Source organism: Actinokineospora sp. (genome assembly GCF_052390155.1).
Classification (GTDB): Bacteria; Actinomycetota; Actinomycetes; order Mycobacteriales; family Pseudonocardiaceae; genus Actinokineospora.
Window position 1 is genome coordinate 138351 of record NZ_JBQTHF010000028.1, and the last position, 6786, is coordinate 145136.

A 6786-nucleotide genomic window follows, 5' to 3' on the forward strand; every position below is an offset into this window, starting at 1 on the left:
GGGGTCTGGGTGCTCACCTGCGCCTCACCTGTGCTTCGATAGCGGATTTCGCCGTTAGGGTGCCGCGCCGCGAATTGCCGCGGCGCGGCACCACCCGGTCGGATCAGGCCTCGTTGGTCTTTCCGACGACCAGCGACTCGCCGATGGACAGGCTGAAGTCGACGGCGAGGGCGCCGGAGGCGGCGAGGGCTTCGTCGGTGGACGCGGCGAGCAGAGCGGCGATGTCGACCATGAGCATTTCCTCCATACGTTGTGTTCGGGTCAGCAGCTGCCTTATCAGGGTCACTGTTTCGGCAGCACAATGCCCACCTCGAAATTGCGGTGCGCCCATCGGCCCAGGTGGACGGTGCCCTCGCCGGTCGGGACGGGACCGGAAACGGACAACAGACCCTTGTCCGCGACCGGGTCGCGGGGGCATGGTCACCAGACCCCACCCGTGTGCGCGCTTCCCGTCCGCCGAAGGAACTCCCCATGGCCGCGAAGAAGAACGACCCCGTCACCCCGGACGCCGAGCTGTTCACCGCGCTGCGCGGCTTCATCCGCAGCCAGGGCGCCCGGTACCTGCAGGACCCGAACGTGTCCTCGATCGGGATCGGCTACAAGGTGCGCGACGGCAAGCGGACCAAAGAGGTCTCGATCCAGTTCACCGTCGACACCAAGGCCGAGCCGGAGCGGCTGGAGGCGCTGGACACCGCGCTGCTGCCGGAGAGCATCACCGTCGCGGGCGTCGAGATCCCCACCGATGTGCTCCAGCGCTCGTATCGGCCGGACTTCCGGGTCGTCGCCGAGGCCGAAGTGGACACTCGCAAGGCCCGGATCGACCCGGTGCGCCCCGGTGTCAGCGTCGGGCACCCGAAGATCACCTGCGGCACGGTCGGCGCCGTCGTCTTCGACCGCGCCGACGGCACGCCGTATGTGCTCAGCAACTGGCATGTTCTCAACGGCACGGACGGCGCGCTCGGCGACACCGTGGTCCAGCCCGGCACGCACGACGACAACCGCACCGCGCAGAACCGGCTCGGCACGCTGGTCAGGTCGCACCTCGGGATCGCGGGCGACTGCGCGATCGCCGCCGTCGACGCCCGCGGCCTCGACCCGACGATCCACGAGCTGGACGTCGCGCCGGAGGAACTGGGCGAACCCGAGCTGGGCGACAAGGTGGTCAAGAGCGGGCGCACCACCGGGATCACGCACGGCGTGGTGCGCCGGATCGACACCATTGTCAAGATCAATTATGGCGGAACGGTGGGACAGAAGGAGATCGGCTGCTTCGAGATCGGCGTGGACCCGGCCCGCCCGCCCGCGGACGGCGAGGTGAGCAAGGGCGGCGACTCGGGCGCGGCGTGGCTGTTCAAGGCCGCCAACGGCAGGCCCGCGAAGGTGTTGGCGGGCCTGCACTTCGCGGGCGAGGGCGCGGGCGACCCCGACGAACACGCGCTGGCCTGTCTGGCGTCGTCGGTGTTCGACAAGCTCGGGATCACCCTGGTGACGCCGGAAGGCGGCGAGGCCGACCCCACCCCGACCGGCTACGACGCGGATTTCCTTTCCGTACCAGTGCGAACGCCCGACCTGGACCCCGCGATCCGCGATGACGCGGTGCTGCTCGACGGTTCACCCCGGGTCGACTACACCCATTTCTCGTTGGCACTGCGCGCTTCGCGCAAGTTCGCCTGCTGGGTGGCCTGGAACATCGACGGCGGCGGGCTCAAGAAGCTCGACCGCACCGGCATCCCGTTCGTCAAGGACCCCCGACTCCCGGCGTCCAGTCAGGTGGGCGACGAGCTGTATTCGAACAATCGACTCGACCGCGGCCACCTCGCCCGTCGCGCGGACCTGCTGTGGGGTCCGTTGGCGGAAGCCGAGCGCGCCAACCGCGAGTCGTTCTTCTTCACCAACATCACCCCGCAGATGGACGACTTCAACCAGAGCATGCGCAACGGCCTGTGGGGCAGACTGGAGGACGCGCTGTTCGCCGACGTCGAGGTGGCCGACCTGCGCGCCAGCGTCTTCGGCGGCCCCGTCTTCGCCGACGACGACCGACTGTTCCGCGGCGTCGGCATCCCACGCGAGTTCTGGAAGATCATCGCCTTCGTCGAAGGCGGCACCCTCAAAGCGAGCGCGTTTCTGCTGACCCAGAACCTCGACCGCCTGGAAACCCTGGACCTGGACGAGTTCCGGGTGTTCCAGGTTGCCGTGGCCGACCTCGAAGCCCGCACCAACCTCCAGTTCCCCGTGGCACTGCACGAGGCCGACACCGTGCCGAGCGGGCCGGAGACCGCCGGACCCCCCGCCCCGCTGGACAGCCTGACCGACATCACCTGGAGCTGACCGGGCCGCCTCGCCCGGCAGTCCGACCCGCCAGTGCGAATCGGTTCGCGGGTGGGGTTTGGCTCCCCGCCCGCCAATCGGTGGTGGGACACGGAAAGGCTGCACGACTTCGGTCGATGGTTCGGGCGGATGTGAAGGTGATTTGGCGTTAGTCGAACCGCGCTGACCTGCTAGAAGACCTCGGTAGGACGTTGGAGGCGTTGGCCGAGGAGCATCGCCAAACCTCTTGATCTACACCACGATGGCGGCGCGGTCATGCTGCCCGTCATCGTGGTGTCCAAGACCGCCTACAACCCACCCCCTCACTCCACAACAACCCGTGCAGTCCTTCCCAGTCGACAGCCGCCAGCCACCACAGGCCGCTGGTCTGCCGTCGCTCACGTAGCGCGGCCAGAGCAGGCACCTGGGCATAGCGCACGCGGATGCCCTGGGCGGTGAACGCCGCTTCGTTGAGGTACTTCGCACCACCAGTGCCGCAGAGATACTCATCTGCGCCCACGGCGACCGTGAGATCGGCTAGACGCTCGGAGCGTTCCGGCCGCACGGTGAAGGCGCTGCTGCGTATCACTGTGCCGCGCCATCCCATGTGCTCAAGTAGCAAGCGGGTCGACAGCTCGGAAACGGCGGCCAGCCCGTTACCGGCGTAGGTGGCAGCGGCCGCTTCCTCGATGAGTGGCCGAAGTTCCGGCCAGCGTCGGCACCGGCCGTAATACTGGTGCACCAGTTGGCGGACACGGCGGGCACTGGTAACCGGATCGGCAAGACGGACATCGGAAATCAGGGAGTGACGGCCGCGCGGTCGGTGAACGGGCAGTGTGAGCCATTGACCACGGGCGCTATTCGGGTGTTCCAGCCACGATCGTTGTTGGTAATCCCGTGCGTTGAACTGCACATCATCGAGTACCACCCACACATCAGCCGCGTAGAGCTTGGCCAATGTCGGCAAGCGCGGGAATAGATTGGGCTGGTGGATGGCGCACGTTCTTCGACTCAACATGACTACCAGGCCATTCTAAAGCAAGCGACTGTCGAAACCCGCAGCCAGCAATCGCCCATAGGCGGACAGCACGTCTGCCGGAACGTCCTGCGGTGCGGCAAAGCCCCGCTTGGGGTACTCGATGACCCGCTGCATGTCACCGACCAGCATGTCAATCACCAGCCGCTCATCTCCGATAGATTGCACGTAGTGCGTGAATTTTAGCGGCTCTGAGGTGCACTGCACCTCGACTTCTGGCCAGGCCAATTGGCAGGTAGCGAAGGCACGACGTTCCATGTAGGGCTTGGAAATGACCAGCACCGTGCGCGGGATTATGCCGTGGTCAGCCAGTACTTCCCGCGACAGCGAAATATTCTCGCCGGTATTACCTGCCTGGGGCTCCACCAGAACGGCGCTGTCCGGCACCCCCTGAGCGATGGCGTGTTCGCGGTAGTGCACGGCTTCACCACGCGGAAAGCGTCCGGCCGTGGTGGGACTGTTGCCACCGCTGAACACCACCAGCGGGAACATGCCCGCCTGGTACAACTCAGCGGCATGACTGGCCACGCCCAGGTCATGGCTGCCCAGCCCGATGGCCACGTCACAGGGGCGCAATTCGTGCCCCATCTGGTGGTAGTCCCAGATCAGTTCGGCGTCCTGCCAGTGCTGTTCGGTAGTGCCGGTCGGCGCCATAGGGCGTTCGTCCTTTGGTTGGTTCACTGTGTCTGCTCGAAGGCATAGCGGATGCCTTCGATGCTGGCCAATTGGTGTGACATGCCGTATTCGCGGGAGGTTCCCGCGGCTAGGGTCAACAGGCGCATTCCGCTCTCGGCAGTGGCCTTGTCTGAGAGCAGGACATGCGCGTGCGCGGTATCCAGCCGGACGCGCTGCATGGGTGAGTCCGTGGCGCGGGTGGAAAGCGCTACCTCGATGTAGCGCAGCGCGCTGGACAAGTCACCCGAGACCCGGTGCGCCAAGGCGAGCTTTTGATGTGCCACTGACCAGTCTGCCGGTTCTTCAAGTTCTTCAAAACCACGGGTGGCGTCGTCCATGACGCGCACGGCGTAGCCGGTATCGCCTTCCTTGGTCAGCGAGGTACCGACCCACAGTTCGGCACGGGTACGGTCACGCGGGCTGAGCCGTTCATCTTCGGCCAGTGCCGCATAGCGCTTGGCAGCAGGCTGCAAGTGCCCGCCCATTTCTTCGATGACCGCCAGCGACAACTCGACCTGTGCCGCCCGCCTGGGCACGTCCAAGTCCTGAAAGAACCGCCGCGCCCTGTGGTAGGTCTGGCGAGCGGAAAAGGTACCGTGGATATCCCCTTGATCGCGCTGCAAGTCACCCAGCAATACCAGCGAACGGGCATGCAGGTACAGACCGTGGTTATCCAGGCTGTGCGGGTCGAACCGCCGCAGCCAGCGATCTACCAGGCTGGCCGCGAACTTGAAGTCTTGGCGGGCAAGGCAGGCCGCTGCTCGTCCGAGGTCGTCTGTCCAGGTTTCGTAATCCCACTCGCGCGGGGCGCGTTGGTAGTAGCTCTTGAGCGGGGCGTTGCCCTCCTGCATGAGCAGCAACTCAAAGCGCAGCTTGGCGTCCGCGTCGGCACGCGACAGCGCCGTATCCAAGATGGCCTGTTTCTCCGGCCGTGGGGTGGTCTCTGTGCCCAGAGACTCCCACTTGGTCACCGTGCGGATGCCGACGCCCAGGTACTCCCCGAACGCGCGGATGTCAAGCGCAGGGCACGGCGAAGCGCCTGGGCTTCCCGCCCCGTCCAGTGCCGGACTGACGCCACGCTCGGTACCTCCTTCGATTCCCTATGCAACCACGTCCGCCGCCAGTGGTGCACCACAAGTGCAACGGAAGTGCCACAGCCGTTCGTTCCGCTGCCCACCACGGCTGACCAGGCTCTTTAGCACGGCACTCGGTACCGGCCGACACGCGGAGGCCCTCCCCCGACAGAGCTTCCACCCCTGGTACCGAGTGCCGCCCAGACACCCGAGCGACGACGGCGGTGGACATGGACGGACTGACGCCCAACGACGCAGCACAGCGGTTCGAATCGCTCTGGCAGGGTCGTTGCCCAGCCGCCGCACCCGACCAGATCCAGCGGCCGGGATTCAACTGCCTGTGTGACGTCCTGCGACTGCCGGACTCCTTTGCTGCCGTGGTGGTCGACGCTGGCCACCTGTCGCCCGATGCCGAGATTGCCGCCGCGGTCGTCGGCCAACTCCGCAGTACGGGCGCACGGCTACTCACCGTCCGAGCAACGCCCACGGCCGACTTACACCCGCCGCAGTTCAGCGACGGCGTAGTCCCCGAGTGGTGGCAGTGAGGCGGACATGGCAGGCAACCAGGAACCCCCGAACAACCGCCTGTATCCGGTCACGGTGCGGCTGAGCATGGCCGAACTGTCCGCCGTCAGCCGCGCGGCGTTCGTGGTCACCTCGCCAGGCGAAGTCGGCTTCATCAACGCGGCCGATCGCGGCCTGCGCAAGCTGCGCGACATCGCCAAGACACACGCCGACCTGCCCACGGATTGCAAGGGGACACGGTGAACCACGACGACTTGGCCTTCCTCGCGGAGGTCTCCAAGACCAACCAGTCCATCGCCGTTTACATCGGACGGGTGCTGGACATCGACGGCGGCCGGACGGAATACAGCGCCACGCTCGCGGAGGTCGAACAACAGCTCGCGGCGCGGCTGTTCGCCATCGGGCACGCCTTGGAGGCCAAGGCCAACGGGCGAGCTGACATCAGCGGGTCAAGTCGGCTCATCAGGCACGGAACGGAGACAAGCGGGTGAGGGTCAAGGGCAAGCCGCCGCTGGTCTACGGCCACGTGCCGTAGCCCCTTTGAGCGGCCGGAGTATCTGGCGGGGTGTCGGGAAGCCCTGGCGGTGTGGTGTGCCCGTGAAGGTTGGGCCCTGGGAGGACACCGCCCGTGTTGATCAATCCATCGTGGCCTTGTCTGCTTCGGTCTTCGACCGTGGTTCCAGTAAGGCCAGGCTGGTGGACGATCCGGTCATCGGACCGTGCCGAGGACGCGGTCGACCCTGATCTCGATGACGACCCGCTCGGGGTTGGGGCGGGGTTGGCGGTACCGGGCGGCGTAGCGGCGTCGGCCACCGCCGCCGCGTCGGCCACCACGATCGCCCGTCCCTCCACAGTGGACCAGCGCCGACCGTCCACTTGACACACAGCGGCCGGCGAACCTCCGGCCGACACGTGCGCCACCTTGCGCGAGCCCCGCGACGTGATCACCCGGGCGACATCCGCCTCAGGGTCATAGGTCACGCCGACAGGCACCACGTGCGGGGTGCCTGTCGGCGCGAATCGTGGTCAGCGAGCACAGGTGCCGCTCCGACAGAACGCGAGGAACTCGGGTGACATGAGGCGAACCGTGGCGGGGGGCCCCCCCCGGGGCGCCCCCCCCCCAAAAAAACAAACCGCCCCCGAAACCGGCGCCCCCCACGGCGCCCCCCC

8 protein-coding genes and 1 pseudogene are annotated in these 6786 nt (G+C 66.7%); 4 read left to right on the forward strand and 5 right to left on the reverse strand.

Annotated elements, in window-relative coordinates; all coding sequences use genetic code 11:
* Positions 1–103: 103 nt before the first annotated feature.
* On the reverse strand, positions 104–232 hold the full coding sequence (locus ACT4N7_RS11030; RefSeq protein ID WP_444828557.1) for a hypothetical protein: 129 nt from the start codon (positions 230–232) through the stop codon (positions 104–106).
* Positions 233–471: 239 nt separating this feature from the next.
* Between ACT4N7_RS11030 and ACT4N7_RS11035 the strand changes: the two genes are divergently transcribed.
* Positions 472–2328 carry a DNA/RNA non-specific endonuclease gene (locus ACT4N7_RS11035; RefSeq protein WP_444828558.1) on the forward strand — a complete coding sequence of 619 codons (1857 nt, stop codon included), beginning with the start codon at positions 472–474 and terminating at the stop codon, positions 2326–2328.
* A 265-nt stretch (positions 2329–2593) separates the two neighbouring features.
* Here the strand turns inward: ACT4N7_RS11035 and ACT4N7_RS11040 are convergent, their stop codons facing one another.
* The 3 genes from ACT4N7_RS11040 to ACT4N7_RS11050 are packed head-to-tail and all read right to left on the reverse strand — an operon-like array spanning position 2594 to position 4989.
* Positions 2594–3325 (reverse strand): WbqC family protein, encoded by a 732-nt coding sequence (locus tag ACT4N7_RS11040; RefSeq protein ID WP_444828559.1) that lies wholly within the window; start codon positions 3323–3325, stop codon positions 2594–2596.
* A gap of 15 nt (positions 3326–3340) precedes the next feature.
* Complete coding sequence (locus ACT4N7_RS11045) at positions 3341–3997, reverse strand: YdcF family protein (RefSeq protein WP_444828570.1); 657 nt, start codon at positions 3995–3997, stop codon at positions 3341–3343.
* Between the two features lie 23 nt (positions 3998–4020).
* Positions 4021–4989, reverse strand: a complete 969-nt coding sequence (locus ACT4N7_RS11050; protein WP_444828560.1) for a hypothetical protein — start codon at positions 4987–4989, stop codon at positions 4021–4023.
* Positions 4990–5321: 332 nt separating this feature from the next.
* On the opposite strand from ACT4N7_RS11050, the gene ACT4N7_RS11055 reads away from it, so the two are divergent.
* The 3 genes from ACT4N7_RS11055 to ACT4N7_RS11065 are packed head-to-tail and all read left to right on the forward strand — an operon-like array spanning position 5322 to position 6107.
* On the forward strand, positions 5322–5636 hold the full coding sequence (locus ACT4N7_RS11055; RefSeq protein ID WP_444828561.1) for a hypothetical protein: 315 nt from the start codon (positions 5322–5324) through the stop codon (positions 5634–5636).
* Positions 5637–5643: 7 nt separating this feature from the next.
* Positions 5644–5859, forward strand: coding sequence for a hypothetical protein (locus ACT4N7_RS11060; RefSeq protein ID WP_444828562.1), 216 nt, complete (start codon positions 5644–5646; stop codon positions 5857–5859).
* Positions 5856–6107: a hypothetical protein gene (locus ACT4N7_RS11065; protein ID WP_444828563.1), complete on the forward strand. Its 252-nt coding sequence runs from the start codon at positions 5856–5858 to the stop codon at positions 6105–6107. Before ACT4N7_RS11060 ends, ACT4N7_RS11065 begins: the two co-directional genes overlap by 4 nt.
* A 218-nt stretch (positions 6108–6325) precedes the next feature.
* Here the strand turns inward: ACT4N7_RS11065 and ACT4N7_RS11070 are convergent.
* A pseudogene (locus ACT4N7_RS11070) lies at positions 6326–6670 on the reverse strand (pyridoxamine 5'-phosphate oxidase family protein).
* Between the last annotated feature and the right edge of the window lie 116 nt (positions 6671–6786).

Coding starts and splice junctions, on each gene's coding strand:
- ACT4N7_RS11030 (WP_444828557.1), bottom strand. CDS start 232: ATGGTCGACATCGCCGCTCTGCTCGCCGCGTCCACCGACGAAGCCCTC.
- ACT4N7_RS11035 (WP_444828558.1), top strand. CDS start 472: ATGGCCGCGAAGAAGAACGACCCCGTCACCCCGGACGCCGAGCTGTTC.
- ACT4N7_RS11040 (WP_444828559.1), bottom strand. CDS start 3,325: ATGTTGAGTCGAAGAACGTGCGCCATCCACCAGCCCAATCTATTCCCG.
- ACT4N7_RS11045 (WP_444828570.1), bottom strand. CDS start 3,997: ATGGCGCCGACCGGCACTACCGAACAGCACTGGCAGGACGCCGAACTG.
- ACT4N7_RS11055 (WP_444828561.1), top strand. CDS start 5,322: ATGGACGGACTGACGCCCAACGACGCAGCACAGCGGTTCGAATCGCTC.
- ACT4N7_RS11060 (WP_444828562.1), top strand. CDS start 5,644: ATGGCAGGCAACCAGGAACCCCCGAACAACCGCCTGTATCCGGTCACG.